The sequence below is a fragment of the Sorangiineae bacterium MSr12523 genome, assembly GCA_037157775.1.
Classification (GTDB): Bacteria; Myxococcota_A; Polyangia; order Polyangiales; family Polyangiaceae; genus Pendulispora; species Pendulispora brunnea.
In genome coordinates this window covers 8508331-8531093 of sequence record CP089982.1, presented here as the reverse complement: position 1 = coordinate 8531093, position 22763 = coordinate 8508331, and the positions used below count along the sequence as shown (strand labels likewise).

Here is a 22763-nt window from a genome sequence, read left to right as displayed (position 1 = left end):
GCTCTCCGTGTCGGAATATCCAGTGACCAGCACGGATGTGAGCGGTACCACCGCGCCCGCCACGTCCATCGAATCTCTCGATGCAGACACGCTCGTGCCGGGCCTTTTTCCGCGCCGCGGAGTGGCACTCGAATTGCGATGTCTCCACTCGGAAAAAGCATGCATACCCCAGCTCCAAACGGGATTCTCATTGCCACCCTCTGTTGCGGAATTATCGCCGTCGCTTTTTGGGACTTTCGATATCGCAAAATTCCTAACGGCCTCCTGTTCGTCATCATGGGCGCCGGACTCGCGCATGCGGTGCTTGCCGGTGGCCACCGCGGAGCCGTGGCGTCGCTGTTCGGTGCCGCGGCCGGTATCGTTCTGCTGATTTGGCCCTGCGATCGCGGCCTCGTCAGCATGCGGGACGTCAAGCTTCTCTCGGCCATCGGCATGTGGGTCGGCGTCGCCGGCGCCGTGCGCATTCTCGTCATGAGCTCCATCCTCGGTGGACTCATGGCATGCGCCGTCCTGCTGCGTCTCCCTCGCGAGCACCGCGCCGAGGTGCGTAGAAACATCGCTACCTTCGCACGCACCGGATCGTTCATCCTTCCGCCAGCGGGAGACGATGCGCGGGTCATCCCGTTCGGATTCGCACTTACCGTGGCGGCCATGTGGGTTCTCCTCTACGAAGCGCGATGGGCACTTTGAAGTCGCGCATCTTCGCCGCCGTATGTGCGGCCCTGCTCTGGTCGCACCCGGCGAAGGGCGACTCGCCGGTACTCCGCATCAGCCGCGAGATGACCTCGTCGCGCGAGCTCTCCTTGGAGGTTGGACAGAATCGCCTCTTGGAAACGTCGTCGGCGCTGGGGCGTGTCTCCGTCGCCAATCCCGATGTGGCCGATCTCAAGGTCATCACCAACACGCAGCTATTGCTCACCGCGAAGAGCGTGGGCGATACCTACCTCACCGTCTGGGACAAAGCGGACGTGCCGTTGGTGCTCTCGCTCCATGTGTCGCGCAACCTCGATGCGCTGCAAAAGCAGCTCAAGGAGCTTTTTCCCACCGAGGACATCACCGCATCGTCGGCCGGAGACCTCGTGGTGCTCTCGGGCGAGGTTTCGGACATTCGCATTCCGGAGCGGGCGCTCGCGGTGGGGCGTCTGCACGCGCAGAAGATTGCCAATCAGATCAAGGTTCGCGGCAACCACCAGGTGCAGCTCGAGGTGAAGTTCTCCGAGGTGTCACGCACGGGCCTGCGCGAAATGGGATTCAGCTTTTTCCACAACAACGGCGATCGCGTGGGCGGCATGACCGGGCCCTCGCAGCCGCTCGGGGGCTTCGCGAACGCCGCGCCGAACCGCGTGCCCGGCGCCGACGTTCCTGGTGTTCCCGCCGTGTATCCCGGCATGCGGGCCGATGCGTTTTCGCTCTTCTTCTCGGGATTGTCGCAATTCCCGTTTTCCGCGGTGCTGTCGCTGCTCGAGCAGAACTCCCTGGCCAAAACCCTCGCCGAACCGACTCTCGTTTCGATGACCGGGCAGGAAGCTCGTTTTCTCGCGGGCGGCGAATTCCCCATTCCGCTGGCAACGGGATTTGGGACCGTGCAGGTCACGTACAAGAAATTCGGTATTCAACTGGTCTTCACCCCCACGGTTCTTTCCGACGGGCTCATCAATCTAAAGCTCGCCACCGAGGTCTCCGAGATCGATCCCTCCGTGGGTGTGCAAATCGGTGGCTTCACCGTGCCGGGGCTGAGCTCCCGCCAGAGCGATACCACCGTGCGCATGCGCGATGGTCAAAGCTTCGCCATCGCCGGGCTCCTCTCGGACAGGTCGCGCAACTCCATGGCCAAGGTGCCTTGGCTCGGGGATCTTCCCGTGCTGGGGACGCTCTTTCGCTCGTCGCAATTCCGGCGCGACGAGACGGAGCTGCTCGTGGTCATCACGGCGCGATTGGTGCAGCCCCTCGGTGCGCGCATGGCGCCGGTGCTTCCGGGCGGGACGGAGGTCAACGACCCCGACGACTTTTCGCTCTTCGTGCTCGGGCGCACGTCGCAGAGTCCGAGCCATCCTCCTTCGCGCGGTGAGGCCATTTCGGTGCCTGGGCACCATTTGGGCGGGCCGGCCGGACAGGTGGGGTACATCCGATGAAATGGCGATTCGATGGTCGATGGATGGCCGTGGTTCTGTTCGCGGCCATGGGCTGCTCACGAAGCACGACGAGCGCGCCGCCCGCGGACAAGATGGCGGTCAACCGGCAAGCCTTGCGCAAAGAGCTGGCCTTCGCGCTGGCCGGTCACCGCGAGTGGTCGGCGGCGGCCCGTCAGTTGCTCGAATTGATCGCGCAGCACCCGGACGATCCGGAGCTTCACGCGCTGATTGGAACCGTGTACCGCGAGCAAGGTTTGTTCGAGCAGGCGGAGCGCTCGTACGCCACGGCGATTCGCCTCGACCCGAAGAATGCGGGCGCCTACGCGGGGCGCGGCATCCTGCGCGAGGTGCGGGGCGATGCCAGCGACGAGGCCATCCGCGATTTCAAAGTGGCCATTGGTTTGCGACCCGATGAAGGCGCCTATTCGAACAATCTGGGGGTCGCCTTTTACGTGCGCGGACGCTACGAGGAGGCGGAGGCTGCGCTCCAGGAGGGCCTGCGGCACGATCCATTTTCGCGGCGCATGCGGAACAATCTCGGTTTCGTCTATGGGAAGCTTCGGCAATTCGACCGCGCGAAGCGCGAATTCGAGCATGGGGGTAGCTCCGACGAAGCGGAAAACAATTTGGGATTCGTCTTGGAGCAGTCGGGGAACGCGCGCGCCGCATGCGCGCACTACCGCGAGGCGGCCACGGAGAATCCTCTGCTCAGGGCGGCCACGGAGAACGTCCGGCGCGCGTGTCCAGAGGAAGGGACGTCGAAGTCACCATGATGCGCAGCTGGATTTGGGCCGCCCTGGCATTGGCCCTTGGTGGATGCGATCGAACGCACATGAGTCCTCACTTCGGTGAGGCCAACCGCGAGGCCTTTCAGGCGCAGGTCATCGACCTTGACGCCGGTAACCAGGTGAAGCCGAACCCCCCGCTCGATCCGGAGGAGGCCGCGACCATTGCCCGCAGCCTCTCGAAATCGCTCGCGCCGCCCTCGGCCGCGGGCGCCGGCAACCGCGATCCGGTCCTCGTGGTTACGCCGCCGCAAGCGACAGGCACTCCGGCGCAGGAGCCGCCTCGATGAGCCGCCGGTCCCGGGCTCGGCAGCGAGGGACCATTTCCGTATTGACCGCCCTGGTGCTGGTCGCCGTTCTCGGCGCCTTCATCGCGCTGGCCATCGATGTGGGGCATTTGTGGCTCGTGCGCAGTGAGCTTCAGAATGCCGCGGATTCCGCAGCGCTCGCGGGCGTGCGCGATCTCAATGGGATCGCCACGCAATACCCCTTTGCTCTGAGTGCCGCGAGGACGTATGGCAACGCCAACGATGCCAATGGCACGTACGCGAACATCGACCCCGCCGACGTCGTGCTGGGGCGTTGGGATATGACCAATAGGACATTCACGCCGGCGCTGCTGCCGTCTTACGCCGTGAACGCGGTGCGGGTGACGGCGCGGCGGACGGCGGCCAGTGGCAACGCCGTCGACATGTACTTTGCGCAGCTCCTGGGCATCGGCGCACAGAATGTGACGGCCGAGGCCATCGCCGTCGGCGGCGGCCCCAGTGCGACCTGCGGCTTTGTGGTGGCGCTTCCGAGCTGCAGCATTTTCGATTCGCTCGGTAACCTGAATTGCGGCGCGTCGCTGACCTTCAATTCCAATGGCAACAACGCGGCGTTTACACTGTTGTCATTGACCGTGCCGAATACCCCCGACTTGGAGTGTGCGCTGTTCTGTACCTTAAATTCGCTTTTGCACGTGCAGCTGCCCCTCTATTCGTGCAGCTGTTCGAACAATGGGTGCACGCCCACGTCGGCGAAAACGCAAATTGCCATTTCCAACGGCAACAACCTGTCGGGTACGATGGTTCAACTCATCTTGTCGGCTTTGGCGCTGGCCCCGAGCGGGATCGACGTGGACTTGCCGGTGTTCGACGTTCCAATCTGCCCGGCGGGCAATTTGTCCAACGTTCAAACCGTTGCAGGCTACGTACGCACGCGCATCACCGGGGCGACGATGGCGCCCAAGAAGTCGATCACGATGTCGGTCCAGTGCTCGTCGAACACCAACGACTCGCGCCCGGCGCAGAATTTCTACGGGATGAAATCGACGGCCGTTTACCTGGCCCGGTGAAGGGGTTAGCGGATGGCCTCGGCGAACCGTCGCACGAAGTCGCGTTGCGCGATGGTTTGCACGTACATGGGTTGCGCGGTGCGAACGTTGGCCAAAGCATCGTCGGCGGATTCTCCAAGCCAAACGAGGGTGGCGGCCAAAATGGTGCCGGTGCGTCCGAGGCCGGCATGGCAGTGCACGGTGACCCGCTCGCCGTCGGCCATCCAGCGCTGGATCGAGCGACAGAGATGGGCCGTGGGCCCGAGCGCGGGAATGCCCATGTCGGCAATGGGGAAATGCCGCGCGGTGATGCCGACCGAGCGAAGCTTCAGGGGCGAGTACGGTTCCTCGGTGAGCGAGACCAGGTAGCCGATGCCGGCATTCGCGATGGCCGCGAGATCGTCGTCCTCCTCGCCGAGCAAGCCGGGGCGTCCCATGCCGGACAGTTTTCCCGGAAGCACCCAACGGAAATGATTCGGCAGCGGCGGGGCGGGATGGGCTGGCCAACAATTGCCCATTCGTACGAAGCGGGCGCACAGAACGGTGGGCGGCGTTTCGAAGAACTCGGCCGCCGAGCACACGGCCTCGATGCGCCCCGCGCAGACGAGGCAAACATCGTCCGCGATGGTCCGCGCGAAGTGCAAGTCGTGCGTGACCACGATGGCGGCCCCCGATTCCGTGTGGCGCCGCAGCGCTTTCGCGAAAGCATCGCGGTCCTCGGCGCGCACCACCGGCTCGTCGAGCACCAGCAAGCGCCCGTGGGCCGCCTCGATGGCATCGCGTCCGAGCGCGGCCGGTTGCAAAGGCGGCTCGCTCGAGCGCCCGCGCTGCGGCGACCAAAGCACGTCGAGCTCTGCGCGGACGAGGCTATCGCACAGATCCGCTCCGCGGAGGCGCCACATGCCCGTCGGGGCGATCCCCGCGGGTGGGCGGCCGGCGAGCATGCTGGCCAGCGAACTTTTCCCCACGCCCGCGGGGCCGACGATGACGGTGATGGCGCGATCGCGCAGGCGAAGATTCGCGCCGCGCAAGAGGGTACGATCGCCCGTGCAAAGTCCTGCGTCCTTCAATTCGTACAACGGTTGCTGGTCCATGCTCGTCCTCACGTCTTCGCGCCGACGATGGTTCGAAGGCGATCGACCGATTCGCGCGCGGATGGCACCCGAATCACGACGTCTTCGAGCGCGCGCGGGAGTCCCAGTTTCTCGATGTCCTCGCGGTGGAGCCGCGAGGTGATTCCGCGTTCGAGCGCATCCAAATAAGCCTCGACCCTGCGTGGCGCGTGGGCGCACTCTTCGATGCGCTGGATGAGGGCATACCCCAAGGCGGGATGATTCGCGCCGATGCCGACGTCGTCGTCGACGTAGACGACACGTTTGCCGTCCAATGCGAAATTGCTGGGGTGGAGGTCGAGAATCAAGCTTTGCCGGCTGGCGAGGAGCATGGCGTCCACGGCGGCCGCGGCGAAGTGCCGTAAGGCGTCGATGGCCGCGTCTTCGTCGTCATCGGCCTGGAGCATGCGCGAGCGCAGCGTCGACAACCACGGCGAGATGGTCCACAACCAAGTGCCGTTGTCGCCATCGGAGGCGAGGCAAAGTACCGTGTCGCCGGGCAAGAGCTCCCCGAGCATCCGTTTCAGTCGGGCCGTGCGCACGAGCGCATCGCGGGCCGCTTCGAAGGTCGAAAAGTGGCGCCGCTGCGATGTCTTGAGGCAATAGCTTCCTGCCTGGAGGATGATCGTGTCGCTTGCACCGCTGCCGTCGGCGAGCCCGTGCTGGCCCGCGAGATCGTGCCGCTGCACGCACACGCCGCCGGCGAGCGCGCGTCGTACGATGTCGCGCCCGGTGGTCGATGGCCAGATCCCGCCGGCGGGAATTTCGGGCGAGGGGAGCGGAACATCGGGCAGGCGCGGCGCAGGGATACTCTCGCCCAACGGCTTCAATCGCTCGTGCAGTGCATCCGCCGTTTCCGCGGGGGCGGAAATCGCCTCGATGCCCCCTTTCGCGAGCATGGCGGTCTGCGCGACCACGGCCGCGTTGCGCATGGCCAGCACCACCGTCTCGCGCACACCCGTGCCGTCTGCGGCGCGCGCTGCGATGATGGGCACCGATTCGTCGAGCTCCAGCCGAAGGCGCACCTCGCCCTGATCCATCGCGTCGGCCGTGTCTTGTTTGTTCAACTGCACGACCAGCGGCTTGGTCGAGCCGCGCAGGGAATGCGCCTCGAGAAAGGCGCGGCCATCGATCATCCCTTGCAAACTCGCTTCGAGCACGAGGACGATGGCGTCGGCGCTCTCGATGAGGAGCCGCCGGCGTTTGCCGAACGCGTACGCGCCCGGCGTCGTGAGGAGTTGGCAGTGAATGGGATGGCCGAGAACCAGCCCGCCGTCGATTTCCAACCAGTCGAAGAACTCGGTGCTCGCTCCTCCGCTCGAGCCGGGGGAGAGCATCTCGCCGTGCCTCCGCGCGCGCAACGAATTGGCGAGCGTGCGCACGTTCGTCGATTTGCCTACCCCCGGCGGTCCCGTGTAGACGACCCGTACGACGACGCGTCCGACATCTCGATCGAAAATGGCCACGGCAATCCTTCCTACGGCCCGGGTGATTGCGCGAAGCTCTTCATGAGCGCGCGTGCGAACGTCGTTCGCTCCGGGCAAAGCGCGACGAACACCAAACCACCGTGCTCCCAGGCCATGAAGCTCGCGCCGTTGGGCGCGCTCGCGGTCACCAGCTGGCGCTGGGAGCTGAACACACCGGCGAGGTCGAGCGAGCTCATGGCCCACCGCCCCAGCTCGACGACCAAGCGGACGCCGAGTACGGGCTCGTTGTACGTTGCGATGGGAAGCGGCAGCGCAAGGCCGGCCGCGCGCATGAAGGCCGCGCCGCCGCCGCTTTCGTTCAAGATGCCCTCGAGGTGAGCGTGGGCATCGAGCGCGCTCGATCCGACGCGCTGCCGTGCGATGCCCACGAGGATCTCGCTCGGAAGAAAGGTGTATTTCGCATTGTATCGTCGCCGCCGGTGCGTGACCCACGCGCCGGGCCGTTGCTCGTCGCGTGTCCGGCTGAGGAGCATCATCGCCTCGCTCGTGTGCTGGCGAAGGGCCCGCCGGAGTCCATCGCCGGAGACGATCCCGCGATTCACCAGCTCCTCTCCGAGCAATCCACCGCCTTGGATGCACGCGCGGTAAACGTCTTCGACGAGCGCGGGCGCCAACGGTGGATCGGTTTGATGACGGAGAAGGTCGGTCAGGCGGTGCCGCATTCCATTGGCGACCGCCCAACACACGCGGCCGTTCTCCACGAAGACGCTGCCGGCCGGCCCGGTCGACGAGGCGACGAGCAGCGCTCCCGTCGCACCGGCGGGCAATTGTTCGATTTCCTCCAGGAGACGCACGGCTGCGTTCACATCGAGTGCGCCGACGATCTCGCTTTGCACATCGGGAGGAGGAACGCAGCTTGCCGTCATTTCGGGATCCTCGGCACGATGCTCGCGGCGCCGTTGACTACGCCGCCGATTCGACGGAGCCCAATGCGGCTCGCGCCTTGGCGAGCACCATGCCCAAGTTGGCAGAGACCCGGCAGACCGTGACGAGCACCATGTCCTCGTTGCGCTTTCCGCGCTGAAAAACGTGGAGCAGGTTGTCGGAGAGGACGATGATCTCCTGAAAATAGTGATGCCCGTCGTCCTTGACGCCTCGCAAGCGCTTGAACGTGGCCTCGATGACCGACACGTTCGAACCCTGGAAGAGATCTCCGGTGGCGGCGGCGACGAGGTCCAATACCTCTTGAGGGTGGCTGTCGACGGTCTTCACACCCAAGAGCATTCCCGTCTTCATGTCGACGAAGCCGGCGGCGACACACTCGGGGACGGATCGTTGCACATTCGCGAGAGCATTATCGAGATTCATGGAACTACCTTTCTTTGCCCTTACTTTTTCGGGCGCATCGTTACGCGGTCGTGAATGAGGTCGAACTCAAGGAACTAAGGGCTCGACGATTGGAATCGCAGCCTTCAATTGCGCCCAGCCCATGCCGATGTTCGTGGTCTTCTTGGTCACGAGCATGATGACGGCCCGGCTTTGCTTCAATGTCTTTGCAAAGTGAAAGTTGTGCTCGGATGTAATGTGTATTTCCTGGAAATAGTGTGCGCCGTTTTCGGGCAAGCCTCGATGCGCGCGCACCATTTGCTCGACGCGTCCCACGTTCGGGCCTCGAAAGAGGTCCATGGTTGCGGCGGCGACGATCTCGTTCAGCGTTTGGGTATATGCCGCGCCGTTGTAAATGCCGAGCAGCATGCCCGTATCGAGATCGACGACGCCGCACGCGACGGCGCCGTCCACTTTGCCTACGACTTCTTTGCACGCATCATCGATCTTACCCATCGTTCGTTCTCCTTCTTCTGACTGCCAGTCGCGAATGCCTTCGTCCTCTAGCTCGAGTAAACCGCCTTCGAATGGAAGGCTGGATTCGTCGATCTGCCGGAGCAGGTCGAGCAGCAGAGAGGAGAAGCCTCGCGTGATGGTCCGCGGCGTTGGCCCGAGGGCCGATGTGGACACGGAACCCGATTGCGCCGACAAGATCGCGCGAAGTGCGGGTTCGCCCGAGAGGGCGCCCTTCTCGGCGTGAACGATCTCGCCCTCTTGGAGGTAGACGTGGCCGGTCACCGCGTCGCCGATGGTGAGGACGATGGAGCGGCGGGCCAGGTGGAACATCTGCAACATGTCGACCAGCGACAATCCGTGGACGCTTCCGCGAAAGCCCGTGCTGCAGTCGATGGCTTGCCGAATGGCATCGAGCAAGTCCTCCGGCGTGAACGGTTTGCACAGGACGCGCACGGCGCCGAGCTCCGTGGCGGTTTGGTAATCGCGCGCGGTGGCGAATGCGCTCATGAGGATGGCTCGCGTGGCCGTGCCGCGCGAGCGTAGGGTCGCGATGAGGTCGATACCGTCGCGAATCCCCAGCCGCAGGTCGGTGAGGAGGACGTCGACTCGGCGCTGCTCGAGGAGTGAGATGGCCTCGTCCACGGACCGTGCCTCGGCGACGTCGAACCCATGTCCCGCGAGGTGCCGCACCAGGGTCTCCCGAAACTGAACATCGTCGTCGACGACGAGCACGGAGGTCACAGGGGCTTGGCTCCAAGTGTGATGACGAAGCGAGCGCCCTGCTCCGAGGGCTCGATCCGAAGATCGCCTCCCACGTCGAGGGCGGCGTCGCGCGAGGCGGTCAGGCCGAGACCACTGTTTTTCTGCTTCGTGGTGAAGAAGGGTTCGAAGGCGCGGGCGCGGCTTTCGGCGCTCATTCCGGGGCCGTCGTCCTGGACGACGATGCGGATGGTGTCGGCCGTGCGCGAGGTCGTGATCTTGACGGTGACGGGGGCGCGGGCGGCTTCGAGTGCGTTCATGACGAGGTTGACCAGGATTTGCTCGACGACGAGCGGCGGGACTTGCACGGATCGCGCGCTGGGGGCGAGTGCGACGTCGATGCGATGTCCTCCGTTGCGGAGCGATGGGCGAAGGAGGCTGCACGTGCGCTCGATGCACTCGGCGAGATCGGCTTCCGACTCGGACTGCGGGCCGAGCTTCGCGAAGCCGAGCAGGCCGTCGACGGTCTTGCGCAGGCGATCGGCGGCGCGGCGTACGGCCAGGCCGGTTGCGCGCAACGCGGCGGGGGCGAGCTCCGCCCCGCGGTCGACGAGGACCTCGGCGTCGAAGACGATGCTCGCGAGCGGGGCCCGCAAGTCGTGCACGATCTGCGCAACCAGGCGGCCGGTGGCCTCGAGGCGCTGCCGGTGCAGTTGCTGGACGAGCGTGACGTGCTTGTCGGAGATCTCGCGCATGACGATGAGGAAGTACGCGCCACCCAAGGCGTGCCGGGTGCACCCGAGGCGGATGCCGTCGACGTCGGAGTTCGGCGGCCGCCAATCGATGGCCTCACCTTGCGCGCTGGCCTCGAGCCGCTCCCACAAGAGGGGCAACTTGCAGGGTATGGTGCTGGTGGCGATCCCCACCCGTGCCAGGAGCGAATACGCGCTCGGGGTCGCGCCGACGAGGAGCCCCTCACGGGTGCACACCGCCAGAGCGGCACCTGCGTGCTTGAGCGCGAGGTGGGTTCCGGTCCACGCCGGCTCTTCGAGCCAATCCGTCGATTCGAGGTTCGTGCGCATCGCGGCGATGCGATGCGTTTTGCACGATGCGGACCACGCGGCGATGGCGTGCGGCGGGCCTCGCGGCGCCGGCGGGTGACGGAACTCGTTAGCGGATTACGTCAGCACGCCGTAGCGACGAAGTTTGTCCCGGAGGGTGGAGCGCGGGAGCCCGAGTGCGCGCGCGGCGCCGCTCAATTTGCGATCGGACTCCTCGAAAGCTTGGAGGATCATTTCGCGCTCCATGTCGCGCAGTCGGGGCCGTTCAGCGCTGTCGGTGGCAATTCGGGATACACTGGCCTGTGCGGACTTGGCTGAATACGCGAGAGGCGTGAGAGGCGTGAGAGCCGCGATGGGCGCGCCGGCCGCGATGCAGGGGTATGCGCCGCTGCTCGAGGCTTGTCGCAATGGGGCGATGGCGGCGAGCACGTCCGCCTCCTCGACGACGGAGCTGCGCGAGAGGATCGCCGCGCGCTCGACGGTGCCGCGAAGCTCGCGCACGTTGCCTGGCCAATCGTGGAGTCGAAGCCGCGCGAGGGCGGTTTCGGAAAACCGCGTGACGGGAATCCGATGCCGATGCGAGAACCGACGCAGAAACGCGCGGGCGAGGAGGGGAATGTCTTCCGCACGTTCGCGCAGCGCCGGCAGCACGATGGTGAAGCCCGCCAATCGATAGAGAAGATCGGGGCGGAGCATGAGCTCCAAGTTGCCATTCGTGGCGGATACGATCCGCGCCTGCAAGGGCAAGTCGCGTGTTCCGCCGACGCGTCGAAAGGTCCGAGTCTCGAGAACACGCAGCAATTTGCTCTGCAGAGGGAGCGGCATATCGCCGACCTCGTCGAGAAATACGACACCTTGACCGCCCGCTTCCAAAAGGCCCGCCCGAGGGCCTCGCGCACCGGTGTAGGCGCCCGCTTCATGGCCGAAGAGCTCACTCTCGAAAAGGTTTTCCGGCACGGCCGCGCAATTGATGGCAACGAACGGAGCTCCGGGTGGCGCACCGATGCGGTGGATCGCTTCCGCCACGAGCTCTTTTCCGGTGCCGGTTTCGCCGAGGACCATCACCGAGATGTCGCGATAGGGCCCGATGCGCTGGATCTGCTCGCGCACCGATTGCAGCGCAGCAGACGCCCCGATGATCTCCGTATCGAGCACGGCGGCCGTGTCCTCGCGCAGAAGAATGGCTTTGACGTCGTGGACGAGCGGCTCGAGGTCGCCCGTCGCGTAGCGCTGGATGGTCTTCCGGGACTCACCGTTTCGCACGAGAAGCGAGATGGCACCCTGGTGGAACATCGCAGCCATCATCGAACAGCCGTCGCACGGCGCGTGCGGGGTCGAGCACACGCCTGCGGCATGATCGACGATTTTGAGGGCGTATCCTGGCGATAGAAGGATCTCCTTGGCACACGTAGCATCCGAGGCGACATTGAGGTCGCTTCCACACTGTGCGACTGCGGTTTCGATGCGCTCGATGAGGTCGGTCGACGTCGAGATCAGTCCGACACGGTTCCGATGGGAAATATGCGCATCTTCACGCAAATCGCGTTGGCTATCGTTGGACATTACACCCCCAAGCGAACGCGCTTTTACGAAGCGCTGGGAAGCCTATCACGAGGCCCGTATTCGATGTAACTCCGCGCGCGGCTTTCGCCATGTCGAAATGCGTTTCCTCGTCGTGCCTCACGAAAATCGACACGTCATCGGCTATGATCCGGTGGAGTTTCGACGAAGGGTATACCGGTTGCTCGTGAGGAATTCATCTTGATCCACACCCAGCTCGCAACGCTCTATTTCAGACTGTTCGCGCAAATGCTACCGGCCACCCTGGTCACTCCAGCGATCCGTCCATTGTTTGTCAGTCACCATGCTGGCAACGAAGGCGCAATGCATGCGTTCATGGCGATGAATATGCTCGGAGGCGCAATCGGTGCGCCGCTACTGGGTCGCGCGGACGACGCGTTAGGAAACCGACGCGCCTTGCTGGTTTTTCTCACGCTGGTGGATGCGGTGCTGCTCGGCGCTTTTGCGTTGCACGTGCCGACGCCCGCGTTGTTGGTGCTCAGAACGGTCGAAGGCGCCGCACACGTAGGCGCAGCGTCCATTCTCATGGGTGACGCTGCAGTCTACTCGAAGAGCCACGGCGGTAAGGTCATGGGCATGGCTGCCCTGGCGGTGGTTCTAGCGATTGCGTGCGGAAGCTTCTTCGGTGGTCTGCTCTTGACCATCGACGCGCGCATGCCCTTCATCGCGGCCAGTCTGCTCGCGTTGTTCGTCGCCCTGAGTACGCGCGAGCGGCCCGCGGCGCAGCGTGCACGGCGCCCGAGTGCGGGGAGGCTCACGTCGCTGCTATCGCGCGAGCCGGAGCTCTGGGTGCCGCTCGGTGCGGCGTTCGTAGGACGCTTCGTGATCGGTTGTCTGGTGGTGACGTTCGCGCTTTTCGCGCATCGCGCGCATGGCTATTCGGATAAGACGATTGGCTTTTTGTTTTCACTCGTCACCGTGCCGTTCGCACTCGCGTCGTACCCTGCGGGGCGCTTGCTCGATCGCATTCCGCGGGCGGCGATGCTCGTGGGCGGAGCGCTGTTGTGCGCGGCGGCGCTCGCGGGGCTGGGATGGGTGCCGCGCAATGCCATCGGCGTGAGCATGCTGCTCTTCGGCATCGGGTCGTCGATGATTTTCGTGCCGGTGATCTTCTACGGAGCCCACGTCGGTCAAGCGACCGAGCGCGCGACCGTCATGGCCTTGGTGCACGGTGCGGGGTGCGTGGGGATGCTGCTCGGCCCCGCGGTGGCGGGCATCGTCTCGGCGGTGGTGGGCCGCCGCACCGATGCCGTCACGGGCTACCGGTCCGTGTTCCTCGTGGCCTGCGCGGTGACCCTCGGCTGGGTCCTCGCCAGTGCGGGCGTCCTCGCGCGGCGAATGCGCGAGGAGGCCGCCGAGCTACGGCGCTCCCCGGAAGAAGCGCCGCGCTCGTGCGACAGCAACGGCTAGCGGTTGTTCCGCTGACTGCCGAACATGGCGCCCCGCGGGAAGCGACCACGGCTTCTCCACGGCGGTGCGCGGCGGCGGCGTCGGCCGCGGGGGCGGCGGCGGCGGCGGCGGACAGACGGGTGCGAGATCGCGCGCTTCCGCGCAATCGCACACGTTCTTCTTCTGGCCTTCGCTCTGCCAGATAAAAATGAGGGTAAAGAAAATCCGGTGGATGCGAGCAGTTTTTGCAGCTTCCCCAACGAGGACTTTGGCCACCGGTCCACGCCCGCTGCGTGTCCCGTAGATTGGATGAACCGGCGGCAGTAAAACCTGACGCGTCGCCGCCGCCGGACGTCACGCCCACTGCAACGCCGAGATCGATGGAAGGTCTCAGCCGCAGCGGGCGCGCCGTCCGGCTTTCCTCGCGAAGAAAAACGATCGACCTCCCGCCGATCGCCGAAGCTATCGGCACCCCCGCGTGGTCAGAGCCACAAAGAGAAGTGGGGGCCCAAGGGAGGTCGATCATGCGTAGCGTAGGCCTGGATTTAGGAGCGCGCCACATCGCTTATTGCGAGGTGTGCGATGGGAAAGTCGTGGAGCGGACGAGCGTGCAACAGATCGAACAGCTCAAGGGTCGATTGGGGCCCGGGACGCTTCCGGCCATTGTCGCCTTCGAGGCAGCGCGAGAGGCTTGGTTCGTCCATGATCTCCTCCGAACCTGGGGACACGAGCCGAAGATCGTCGACACCACGCGACTCAAGACGATCGGGATAGGACACCACAAACGCAAGAACGATGCGCTCGATGCCGAGCACCTCGCCATCGCGGTCGAACAGGGGCGCATTCCCGAAGCCCACGTCCTATCGGTGGAAGGTCGAGAGCTTCGCGAGCAGTTGAGTGTCCGACAAGCGCTGGTTGAGACCCGCGCGGGTTACGTGACCACGATCCGCGGCCTCGCGCGTGCACATGGGAAAAGTGTTGCTACGTGCGATATCAGCAACTTCGTGACGCACTTGGAAGCAACCGAGATGAATCCTGGCTTGCAGAAGCTTGTTGCGCCGTTAGCCGCCATGCTGAAAGTACTCGACGAGCAGCTCGTGAGAGTGGAAGAGAAGTTGCAGAACTTGGCAGGGCGAGATCCTCGGATACGTCTTTGCGCCACAGCCCCCGGTGTAGGGCTCATCGTCGGGGCCACGTTCATGTCCGTCATGGACGATGCCCACCGTTTCAAGAATGCCCATGCGGTGAGCGCCTATCTCGGACTCGTTCCGTCCGAATCGACCACGGGAGGACCGAGCAAGCGTCGTCTCGGAGGCATCACCAAACAAGGAAACCCTCACGCGCGAGCCATGCTCGTGCAAGCAGCCCACAGCCTACTGCGCACGCGCAAGCATGCCGGGGACCCCATTCGTCTTTGGGGAATGAACATCGCCAAGAAAAAAGGAAGATCGATCGCGGCTGTCGCCGTGGCCCGACGTCTTGCTGGTGTGCTCTGGGCGATGTGTCGTGATGGGGCTTTCTACGACCCGAATACGGCCACAAAGGGGACTTTCCAGAAAAAGAGCATGCGTGGAAGCGATGAAACTCATCGCACCGTTGCGCTCCGGCGCGCGACCAAGAAACTTCAGCGGCGATACACTCGCCGTAAGACTTCGGAGGTCACCATGACGTGACCCACCCGATGCGCCGCAGAGCGCGCGACGTTTTGAGAACCCATTGGAGGACGATGAACGCGGGGAGAGCGGTGTGAGCACGACCGAGGTAACGCCAAGGTCGAGAGCTCGCCCCGTAAATTGCGTCTCGCTCCGCCCTACGAATCCCATACTGCGTCCCGGGGCTACCCGCGACCATCGCTGCCCGGTGAACGCGAAGAGTCAATTGACGGCAAACTCGAAACGCACGTCTGGCGGCCCATCTTTTTCAAAACGCAGCGGGCTCGTCTCGAGCCACAGGAGAGCTCCATGCTTCGCCAAAACACCTCCTCCCGGACGACGAAGAAAAATCCGAAGAAGAAGAAAATCGCCTTGCATAAACCGCCGGTACAGAGTCACCACTCCGCGTGTTGTTCCCGCTGGCGAGGCTCCCGTAGGAGTGGCTCCTCGCTATCAACGGGCACGTGGAGGGCTGTTACCTCCCGCTCGTACCTTGCGGTAACCCATCATCTCAATCTGCGACCTTGCGGGCGCGGGGTCCGGAGCACCGCGCACGAAGGTCTGATCCGACGCGTTGCCAATGCGGTGCCAATCAGCACCCGTGAAAAATACGGCCATTCGCCCCCCCGCGCGCCTGTCCCGGACAGATTTCCGCCTGTCCGTGACACCCTCACGGCCACCAAGCTCTTCCACGCGCCGCCAGCATCCTAGGCTAGCGCATCTCGTCGGGGTGCGCGCGCAGCTCGGCGAGCAGCGTGTCCCGCTTGGCGATGGCCGCGCGCTGGGTCGTGAGCGCGCTCTCCAGCTCCGCCACCAGCGCATCCCGCTCTTCGAGCTCGGCCACGAGCTGCGCGACACGCTCGTCTTCGTCGAGCACAGGCCCTTCGGGCACCTTCGCCGCGAGCGCGCGCACCACTTCTCTCTCGAGTTGCAAAATGCGCGTCTCGCGCACGCTCATCATGTCCGATAGCTTGCCCAGCTGTTCGTCCTTGTCCGCGAGTCCCGCGGTGGCCTGATCGAGTTCGCGTCGCAGCACGGCCTGTTCCTCCTGCATTCTCGCCGCCATCTCTTCGAGACGCCGCTGCAGCTCGTTCTTCTGTTGCACGTGCTGCATCGAGCGCGACGTAGCTTCGTCGAGTTCGCGCTGCAGTATCGCCTTTTCTTGCGCGTCTTTGGCCGCCGTCTTCTCGCGCTCCTCCCGCGCCTTCTCGAGCTCGTGCAGCGCCTTCTTCGCGTTCGTGAGCTCGAGGCGCATCCTCTCGAGCTGCTGCTCCCGCGATGTCAACGTCGCCTGCAACGCCATCGACGACCCGGCGTGTTCGACGATCTCGGCCTCGAGCCTCTCCGTGGCGGCTTCGCTGGCGCGGAGGCGTTCCTCCAATTGAATCCGTGCATCGGCCGCGCTGGCGAGGGCGCGCGCGCGCCCCTCCAGCTCCTCCATCGCGCGCTCGAGTTGATCGCGCAGGTGCCGCCGGTCTCGCTCGGCGCTCTCGCGCACGGCGGCCACGTTCGCCGTGGATTCGCGAACCTTGGCCTCCTCGTGCGCAAGCTCGCGTTCCAGCTTTGCCACGGCCTTCCGAAGGAGATCCTCTCGTTCCCGCGTTTCACGTTCCCGCTCGATGGCGTCGGCGGCCCGCTTTTCGACGGCCGCGAGCCAGCCTTGCTTGCGGAGCGTGTCCACCATCATCCGTCCCGTCCACCCGAGCTCCTTCTCGAGGGACTCCACGCTCTCCAACGTCGCTGCATCCTCCTCGGACATACTCCGTTTCTCCCTTCGTCAATCCAATGGCGAGATGGTCGAATGCTCGAGCAACCGATTCGCCATTCGCGACCGGTCCGTAGCATCCGCCTTTGCGCAGCGTTCGATTTCGCGGCGCACCGCGGCCATGAGCGCGGCATCGTCTTGCAATGCGAGCCACAATGCGCCCGACAGACGGAGGTGTTCTGCCGATGTCGGCTGAATGCCAACGAGCCCGTCCAGCATCGATTCGACCGTCGTCTCCAACGACGCCACACCGAGCTCGACGTCGCCGTAATAAACGAATCCCACGTCCGCCGCCGCCAGCAGCGCTGGGTCCGCGGTGAGCGATATCGAGTGCGTAAACGCGATTCGCAGCGACTCGGCCAGGGCTTTGCCCAACGCTTCGACGGTTCGTTCGCGCGGTGTCGTCGCCAATCTCTCTTCGAACGTCGGCAGCGCCGGCCCGATCGACCAGAGCCAGAAACGCTCTTCGCTTGCGACGATGGCCAGGGTCGTCTCCTCGGGGCATAGCTGACCGAGTCGCACCTTCTTCTGCGCCAGCGCGAGCAGCGCCGAGAGAGCCTGCTCCGGGGTCGAGAACGGCGCGCTTGCGGTTTCGATTTCGAACTTGGCAATTCGAAAAGAGCGACGATCCCCCGAACGCATTCGCGATTCCACCTGCGCGATTTGCGCACTGGCGCACGCCGATTCGATCGCCTCCAGCGTGTCGCGGCCGCGCGCTGCAGGCCACACGTAGCCCGTGGGGATACCCGCGTGCGGCAGCGGCAAACCAATCTCGGGATGCAATGCCACCGGCATCCACGTGCGTCCCGCCCTGGACCGCCGCCGCCCTCGCGTTTGCGCGAGCGGTTTCAAGGTCGCCAGCAACGCTTCGGGACCATCGTCGGGTTGCTTCAACGCATCGATGCCCTTCGTGAGCACCAATCGTTGCGCGATGTCGGCGGCCGCGCGGATGGCCACGACCGCCGTCTCTCGCACCCCGACACCGGCGATTGCACGCGCTGCGACCACGGGAATGCCACTATCGAGCTCCAGCTCCGCGGCAATCTGCTCGGGCGTGAGGGCGTCGGGGGCATCCTGCTTGTTCGCTTGCACCACGATCGCGCGCGGGGTCTCATCGCAGTACCGCGCGCGGAGGATTTCGAACGAGCGCTTCGCCTCACGCACGCCTGCGGGCCCGCTGTCGCACACGAACACGAGCACGTCCGCCGTTTCGACCAGGTGCCAGCGACGCTGGGCCAACAGTGACTGACCCGGAACGGTGAGAAGCTGACAGCGCAGACCATGGCCTGCAATGACGCCGCCGTCGAGGTGCAACCAATCGAAGTAGAGCGTGCGGCCGTCCTTCTCCTCTGGCACCAACAGCTCTCCGCGGCGCAACGTCGTGAACGCGGCCGCGAGCTGGGTCACGTTGGTGGTTTTGCCAGCGTGTGCGGGCCCGTCGTACACGAGTCGGACGAGGATCTTTTGTAGTTTTTGATCGAACCAGACCATGCGTGGCGCGAGGCAGTGCAACGCACGTTCCGAGGTCGCGATCGCTCTGGCTTTCCGTCCGCCCTCGCCGAATCCCGCGCGCCGTCGTCGAAGATGGACGGTTTCTGACGGATACCGCCACCGCTCTGGCGCTGCCGGTCCGGGCGGTTCGAATCATTCGGCGCCGTTTTGTTTGAACGCACCCGGGGGTGTCCGGGCACGCAGGGACGAGATGTTGCGTTCCTTGGCGGTTTACACCGGAATTTTGAGTCTTGCGCTGACGACCGCGTACGCCGGCGGTCTCGCAGCGCGTTCCAGCGGCCCATCCGATGACGGGCCTCGTCGCGCCTCTTCGCTGTCGCGTGCTTCGGAAGAGGCAGCGTTCTCCGGCCTCTTGCTCGACGGCGCAGCGGTCGTTAGCGCGAAATCACATTGATGAGCGCCGTGGCCAACACGGCCATGGCATACGTCGTGAGCAACGCACCCGGCGTGAGCATCGCGCCGACGATGGCGAAGAACCCCACGGTCCCAATGGAGGAGCCGACGACGCCCGTGAGAAAGGTACGCACGGCCTGACCACCGCCGCGCGCATGCGTGAAGACGGCGACCACCGCCGAGAGAACCGGCAACGTCGAAAAGACGCCGCTGCTGCTTGGCCCGAGCCGCTCGGCCGCCGAGGTCAGCCCAACGACGATGCCCGTCGCAAGTGCGATGCGCGCGGGAAGCTCCCAATGCGCGGCCGGCGGTACGATCGCGACCTCCGCATCTTCCTCGGAGCGAAACGCGAGCATCCAGCGCACCGCGATCAACATGCCCAACGCCGCCAGCGACAAGGCACCCAAGGTCGCGGACACATGTTGAAGAAGAACGGCCGCCACCAGAAACCCGCCGAGCCCGCACGCGAGTGCGCGCGGCCATGTGGCCCGGCGCGATGCCCACGCGTAGGCGCCGCAGAACGCACCCACGCCGCCCAAGCCGGCGAGCGCACCGGGCGCAGCCCCCGAGGCGAAGCGCGCGCCGTTGCCGACGGCAAGAAAGAGCGAAATGGGACCGGAGACCACCGGCAAGCCCGTCACGATGCCCGACACGCGCGGACCATAGCGGCGCGCAGTCCATGAAACCAAGACGAGCAGCAGCGGCACCAGAAGCAACTTCAAACCAAGCGCGGACATGAGTCGTTCGGGCATATGATGGGAACGCGGCGCTTCGGGTCCAATAGATAGATCGGACCGTTCGAGAAGCGGCGCTTATCAAATGGTCGAACTTCGTCACCTGCGGTACTTCCTGGTCCTTGCCGAGGAACTTCATTTCGGGCGCGCCGCGCGCCGCCTCCACATCGCGCAGCCGGGTTTGAGCCAGCAGATTCAGGCCCTCGAGCGCGAGATCGGTGTGGAGCTCGTGGATCGCAGCCGGCGTCGCGTGCAGCTCACCGCCGCGGGGCGCACCTTCTTCGAGGAGGGCCGACGCGGCATGGTGCAACTCGAGCGCGCGGTGGATCTTGCGCGGCGTGCGGGGCGGGGCGAGGTGGGCCGGCTTTCGCTGGGCGCCGCCGAGTCGGCGACGTACGCCATCCTACCGAGCTTGCTTCGCGAATACGCGCGCCGCTATCCGGAGGTCGATCTGGCCGTGCGCGAGATGTCCTCGGGCGTGCAGCTCGCGGCACTCGAGCGGGGCGAGGTCGACATCGCCTTTATTCGCACCCCGGTCGAGATCAAGGACTTCGAAACGATGACCTTGACCGAAGAGTCCATGGCCTTGGTGCTGCCGGAAGATCATCCGCTGGCGCGCAAACGCACGGTGCCTCTGACCGCGCTCTCGAACGAGCGATTCATTTTGCATCCGACCCCCGCGAGCGGGTGGACCGAGTTCATGTATGCCGTGTGCCGCAATGCCGGATTCGAGCCGCGCATCTCGCAATCGGCGAGTGAGACGACGGTGGCGGTGAGCTTCGTCGCGGCCGGCCTGGGGGTCACGTTGGTGCCGGAAAGCCTGAGCGGTGCTGCCCGCCGCCCCGGCGTGGTCACGCGGCCCGTGGCCTCGCCGGTGCCGAACACGCGCCTGCTCGTCGTCTACCCGCGCGATGGTCTGCCGGAAACCGCGCGGGCCTTCCTGGACATCGTTCGGAAGCGAACCATCTAGCCTCACGCGGGAAAGTCCGTGGAAACCGAGACGGTGCGCCATGCATCCAATTCGCGCGCCACGAAGGCGTTCTTCTCCTCGATGACCGCGACGGTGTCGCTGCCCAGCGCCAGGCGGAGGGGAGGGGCCTTGGAGCCCGCCAACTCGACGACGACTTGCGCGAGGCGCACGGGATCGCCGGGCTGCTGCAGGCTTACGCTCTTGGCGCGGCTTCGGACCATGCCCGACGTCTCCGCGTAATCCGAAATGGTGGCTGCCGTTTCGACGACGGAGTTCGACTCGAGGAACTCGGTGCGGAAGTACCCGGGCTCGAGGATGGTCACGCCGATGCCCAGCGGCGCGAGCTCGCCGTGCAGCGCCTCGGAGATGCCCTCCACGGCGAACTTCGTCGAGCAGTAGATGCCGAATCCCGGCCCCGAACGGTAACCGCCCACCGACGACAGATTCAAAATGAGCCCTGAGCGCTGCCGGCGCAGATGCGGAAGCACGGCGCGCGTGACGGCGAGAAGGCCGAACACGTTGGTCTCGTAAATGCGCCGCACGTCGTCGCCCGGCGTCTCCTCCACGGCGCCGATGATGCCGTAGCCGGCATTGTTGACGAGCACGTCGATCCGACCAAACCGCGCGATGGCCGTCTCCACCGCCGCCGCCACCGATGCCTCGTTCGTCACATCCAGCGCCAGCGGCAAGAGTGCATCCGAGGCGCCGAAACGCTCGACCATCTTCTTCGGATCCCGCGCCGTGGCAATCACCGCGTCGCCCGCAGCGAGCGCGGCCTTCGTGATCTCCGCACCAATGCCGCGCGATGCCCCCGTAATGAACCAAACCCGCTTCGTGTCGTTCGTCGTCATGGCTTTCTCCTTCACACGACGGAACATGCGCCTTTCTCATTGCGAAGAGAATGCAGCGAATAGTGTATGCCTTTTGAACCAATGGTTCATAATCGGCCGGCGATGACCGACTCCCTCGACGGCCTTTCTTCCTTCCTCGCCGTGGCGCAGCACAAAAGCTTCACGGCCGCGGCCTCCGAGGTCGGCGTGACGCCCACGGCGATGAGCCAGAAGATCAAGCTGCTCGAGCGCCGGCTCGGCGTGGTGCTCTTCCAGCGCACCACGCGGCACGTGGCCCTCACCGACGCGGGGCAAACGCTTTTCGAGCGGCTTCGCCCCGCCTTGCGCGATGTGGAGGACGCGCTCACCGCCTTGAGCGACTACCGCGGGCGCCCATCGGGCAAGCTGCGCCTCACCGCACCGCGCACCAGCTGCACCTGGCCCGTGGCACCCCTCGTGGCGCGCATGCGGGAGGCTTACCCCGAGCTCACCGTCGAAGTCTCGCTCGATGACGCCTTCGTCGACATCGTCGCCTCGGGATTCGACGCGGGCATTCGCCTCGGCGATTCCGTCGAAAAGGACATGGTGCGCGTTCCCATCTCGAAGCACTCGTCCTGGTCCATCGTGGGCTCGCCCGCGTACCTCGCGAAAATGGGGCGCCCTTCCAAGCCGGAGGATTTGCTCCGACACCACGCGGTTCGCCAGCGCATGATCGCGACCGGCGTCGTCTACCGCTGGGAGCTCGAACGGCGGGGGAAGGAGATCACCATCGACGTGCCCGGTGGCATCGTCGTCAATGACATCCGCCTCATGGTGGCGCTGGTTCGCGAGGGCAGCGGCCTTGCGTACGTCCCCGACGAGGAAGTCGAAGCCGATCTTGCCGCCGGCCGCCTCGAACGCGTTCTCGAGTCCTTCGTCACCAAGGGCCCAGGTCTCTGCCTCTATTTTCCCGAGCGCACCCAGGAGCAGCCGAAAATGCGCGCCCTCATCGAGACGGTGAAGCGCCTGCGGCCGTCGCGCTGAGCCGATACAACACATGACGGCGAAGGCGATGGCCTTCGGGCAGACTCGGATGATCGAAGTCGTCGCGGGGCTCGTGGCGCATGCCGAGTTTCTCCATCACGCGGCGCGAGCGCGCATTGCCCACGGCGGTGAAGGACACGATTTCGGGAAGGCCGAGCACCTCGAAGCCCACACGCAACGCGGCGCGTGCGGCCTCCGTGGCGTAGCCGCGGCCCCAATGTTCGGCGGCGAGGCGCCAGCCGATCTCCACGCAGGGCGTGAAGTGCGCATGGAACCGCGGCCGGGCGAGGCCCGTAAATCCAATGAAGGGCGCTTCGCCGGGGACTTCGATGGCCCACAGCCCGAACCCGTGCTCGTCCCAATGCTGGCCAATTCGCGCCACGAGTGCGTCGCTATCGGTGCGCGACAGGGCGGTGGAAAGGTACTCCACCACGCGCGGATCGGCATTCATCGCCGAGAACGGTTCGAGATCGCTTTCACGCAACCGACGCAGGCGAAGGCGCGGCGTCGAAACTTCGTCGATCGTTTTCACGATCGCCCA

21 protein-coding genes are annotated in these 22763 nt (G+C 65.1%); 9 read left to right on the top strand and 12 right to left on the bottom strand.

Going from position 1 to position 22763, the window contains the following annotated elements:
• Positions 1-159: 159 nt before the first annotated feature.
• Genes LZC95_33455 through LZC95_33435 form a run of 5 tightly spaced genes read left to right on the top strand, consistent with a single transcriptional unit; the run spans position 160 to position 4253 of the window.
• Positions 160-690: an A24 family peptidase gene (locus tag LZC95_33455; GenBank protein ID WXA91350.1), complete on the top strand. Its 531-nt coding sequence runs from the start codon at positions 160-162 to the stop codon at positions 688-690.
• Positions 678-2132 (top strand): type II and III secretion system protein family protein, encoded by a 1455-nt coding sequence (locus tag LZC95_33450; protein ID WXA91349.1) that lies wholly within the window; start codon positions 678-680, stop codon positions 2130-2132. The genes LZC95_33455 and LZC95_33450 overlap by 13 nt, the downstream gene beginning before the upstream one ends.
• Positions 2129-2905 carry a tetratricopeptide repeat protein gene (locus LZC95_33445; GenBank protein ID WXA91348.1) on the top strand — a complete coding sequence of 259 codons (777 nt, stop codon included), beginning with the start codon at positions 2129-2131 and terminating at the stop codon, positions 2903-2905. Before LZC95_33450 ends, LZC95_33445 begins: the two co-directional genes overlap by 4 nt.
• On the top strand, positions 2902-3207 hold the full coding sequence (locus LZC95_33440) for a hypothetical protein (protein WXA91347.1): 306 nt from the start codon (positions 2902-2904) through the stop codon (positions 3205-3207). The genes LZC95_33445 and LZC95_33440 overlap by 4 nt, the downstream gene beginning before the upstream one ends.
• Positions 3208-3248: 41 nt before the next feature.
• Entirely contained in the window at positions 3249-4253 is a 1005-nt protein-coding gene (locus LZC95_33435; protein WXA91346.1) for a pilus assembly protein TadG-related protein, read from the top strand.
• Between the two features lie 5 nt (positions 4254-4258).
• Here the strand turns inward: LZC95_33435 and LZC95_33430 are convergent, their stop codons facing one another.
• The 7 genes from LZC95_33430 to LZC95_33400 all read right to left on the bottom strand — a co-directional run bounded on the left by LZC95_33430 (position 4259) and on the right by LZC95_33400 (position 11936).
• Positions 4259-5326 carry a hypothetical protein gene (locus tag LZC95_33430; protein WXA91345.1) on the bottom strand — a complete coding sequence of 356 codons (1068 nt, stop codon included), beginning with the start codon at positions 5324-5326 and terminating at the stop codon, positions 4259-4261.
• A gap of 8 nt (positions 5327-5334) precedes the next feature.
• Positions 5335-6810, bottom strand: a complete 1476-nt coding sequence (locus LZC95_33425) for a GTPase domain-containing protein (GenBank protein ID WXA91344.1) — start codon at positions 6808-6810, stop codon at positions 5335-5337.
• An 11-nt stretch (positions 6811-6821) separates the two neighbouring features.
• Positions 6822-7697, bottom strand: coding sequence for a hypothetical protein (locus LZC95_33420; protein WXA91343.1), 876 nt, complete (start codon positions 7695-7697; stop codon positions 6822-6824).
• A 37-nt stretch (positions 7698-7734) separates the two neighbouring features.
• Positions 7735-8139, bottom strand: coding sequence for a hypothetical protein (locus LZC95_33415; protein ID WXA91342.1), 405 nt, complete (start codon positions 8137-8139; stop codon positions 7735-7737).
• Positions 8140-8205: 66 nt separating this feature from the next.
• On the bottom strand, positions 8206-9354 hold the full coding sequence (locus LZC95_33410) for a response regulator (GenBank protein ID WXA91341.1): 1149 nt from the start codon (positions 9352-9354) through the stop codon (positions 8206-8208).
• Positions 9351-10394: a HAMP domain-containing histidine kinase gene (locus LZC95_33405; GenBank protein ID WXA91340.1), complete on the bottom strand. Its 1044-nt coding sequence runs from the start codon at positions 10392-10394 to the stop codon at positions 9351-9353. Before LZC95_33405 ends, LZC95_33410 begins: the two co-directional genes overlap by 4 nt.
• A gap of 96 nt (positions 10395-10490) precedes the next feature.
• Positions 10491-11936, bottom strand: a complete 1446-nt coding sequence (locus tag LZC95_33400) for a sigma-54 dependent transcriptional regulator (protein WXA91339.1) — start codon at positions 11934-11936, stop codon at positions 10491-10493.
• Positions 11937-12182: 246 nt separating this feature from the next.
• On the opposite strand from LZC95_33400, the gene LZC95_33395 reads away from it, so the two are divergent.
• Positions 12183-13364 carry an MFS transporter gene (locus tag LZC95_33395; GenBank protein WXB00243.1) on the top strand — a complete coding sequence of 394 codons (1182 nt, stop codon included), beginning with the start codon at positions 12183-12185 and terminating at the stop codon, positions 13362-13364.
• Positions 13365-13867: 503 nt separating this feature from the next.
• Entirely contained in the window at positions 13868-15016 is a 1149-nt protein-coding gene (locus LZC95_33390) for an IS110 family transposase (GenBank protein ID WXA91338.1), read from the top strand.
• 691 nt (positions 15017-15707) lie between these two features.
• Here the strand turns inward: LZC95_33390 and LZC95_33385 are convergent.
• The 3 genes from LZC95_33385 to LZC95_33375 all read right to left on the bottom strand — a co-directional run bounded on the left by LZC95_33385 (position 15708) and on the right by LZC95_33375 (position 19402).
• On the bottom strand, positions 15708-16754 hold the full coding sequence (locus LZC95_33385; GenBank protein ID WXA91337.1) for a hypothetical protein: 1047 nt from the start codon (positions 16752-16754) through the stop codon (positions 15708-15710).
• Positions 16755-16772: 18 nt separating this feature from the next.
• A complete protein-coding gene (locus LZC95_33380) occupies positions 16773-18251 on the bottom strand; it encodes a hypothetical protein (GenBank protein WXA91336.1) in 1479 nt (492 codons plus the stop codon).
• A 395-nt stretch (positions 18252-18646) separates the two neighbouring features.
• Positions 18647-19402 carry a hypothetical protein gene (locus LZC95_33375; protein ID WXA91335.1) on the bottom strand — a complete coding sequence of 252 codons (756 nt, stop codon included), beginning with the start codon at positions 19400-19402 and terminating at the stop codon, positions 18647-18649.
• Between the two features lie 82 nt (positions 19403-19484).
• On the opposite strand from LZC95_33375, the gene LZC95_33370 reads away from it, so the two are divergent.
• Complete coding sequence (locus LZC95_33370) at positions 19485-20369, top strand: LysR substrate-binding domain-containing protein (GenBank protein WXA91334.1); 885 nt, start codon at positions 19485-19487, stop codon at positions 20367-20369.
• 2 nt (positions 20370-20371) lie between these two features.
• Here the strand turns inward: LZC95_33370 and LZC95_33365 are convergent, their stop codons facing one another.
• Positions 20372-21220, bottom strand: a complete 849-nt coding sequence (locus tag LZC95_33365; protein WXA91333.1) for an oxidoreductase — start codon at positions 21218-21220, stop codon at positions 20372-20374.
• Between the two features lie 102 nt (positions 21221-21322).
• On the opposite strand from LZC95_33365, the gene LZC95_33360 reads away from it, so the two are divergent.
• Positions 21323-22222, top strand: coding sequence for a LysR family transcriptional regulator (locus LZC95_33360; GenBank protein WXA91332.1), 900 nt, complete (start codon positions 21323-21325; stop codon positions 22220-22222).
• On the opposite strand, the gene LZC95_33355 is transcribed toward LZC95_33360, so the two are convergent.
• The gene (locus LZC95_33355) at positions 22185-22754 is read right to left on the bottom strand and encodes a GNAT family N-acetyltransferase (protein WXA91331.1); all 570 of its coding nucleotides are present in this window, start codon (positions 22752-22754) and stop codon (positions 22185-22187) included. The genes LZC95_33360 and LZC95_33355 overlap by 38 nt on opposite strands.
• Positions 22755-22763: the final 9 nt, after the last annotated feature.